Origin of the sequence: Mesorhizobium sp. M5C.F.Ca.IN.020.29.1.1 (assembly GCF_003997375.1) — a bacterium.
Lineage (GTDB): Bacteria > Pseudomonadota > Alphaproteobacteria > Rhizobiales > Rhizobiaceae > Mesorhizobium > Mesorhizobium wenxiniae.
This window is the reverse complement of record NZ_RZSW01001073.1, coordinates 1-863: the sequence shown is the minus strand read 5'-3', so window position 1 is coordinate 863 and position 863 is coordinate 1. Positions and strand designations below refer to the sequence as shown.

General features: G+C 62.5%; 1 protein-coding gene. It reads right to left on the bottom strand.

From position 1 onward, the window contains the following. Positions 1–152 precede the first annotated feature (152 nt). Positions 153–863: esterase-like activity of phytase family protein (locus EOA85_RS36295; protein ID WP_164760183.1), on the bottom strand; the 711-nt coding region annotated here is incomplete at its 5' end.

The following is an 863-nucleotide window of genomic DNA, read 5'->3' as shown; positions in this document are numbered from 1 at the left end:
CCGCCACGCATGTCGCCAACGAAACAGCCGCAGCATCTTCGCTGCGGCTGTTGGCCAGGTGGGGCGTTGTCCGTCAGGGAAGAAGTCGCGCTGCCGACGCGACCTCACCCCGATCCGCTTCGCGGATCGACCCTCCCCAGGGGGAAACAGCCTCAGTTCACGGCGCTGATGTTGCCCAGGCGCAGAAACAGCGTTTCGCCGGAAGAATCGTCGACGCCGTCATTGTCAGTGGCGACGAAGATGTCGCCGTTCCTGTCGATGGTGAAACCTTCGACCTTGTCGTTGACATAGCCGTTGGTGGCTGATTTCAGGTCGCCGATGATGTCGCGCACCAGCGTCTTTTCGACCAGCGGCAGTTCGCCGCCGAGCTTGGCAGGTTTGAAAGCATCGAGCGCCACCGAATAGACGCGCTTCACCTTGGCCAGGTCGCCGATCTGGTTGTCGCGTTCGAGGATATAGAGCTTGCCGTCATGCGCGGTGATCTCCGACAGCCCCATCCAGCCAGCTTCGGTCGCTTCGAGCGGGTAGCGCACCGCCGACCATTCCTTGGCCTTCGGCTTGTAGGCCAACAGCTTGACCTGGTTCTTCGGATCGTCGGCCCATTCGCGCTGCACCGCCATTACCAGCGTCAGGTCGTCGCCCTCGCCGATGGTGGTGACGACTTCGAGGCCGCAGCGGGTCTGGTGGGCGAGCAGGTCCACCGGGAAGCCGATTTCCTGCTTGATCTCGCCCTTGTCATCGACGCGCAGGATAGCGTGCGGGACGAGCTTTGCCGGATCGCCTTCATTGGCCAGCCAGAAACCGCCTTCACCGTCGGCGACAATACCTTCGATGTCGAGCTTCTGTGCAGGATGGCCGTCACG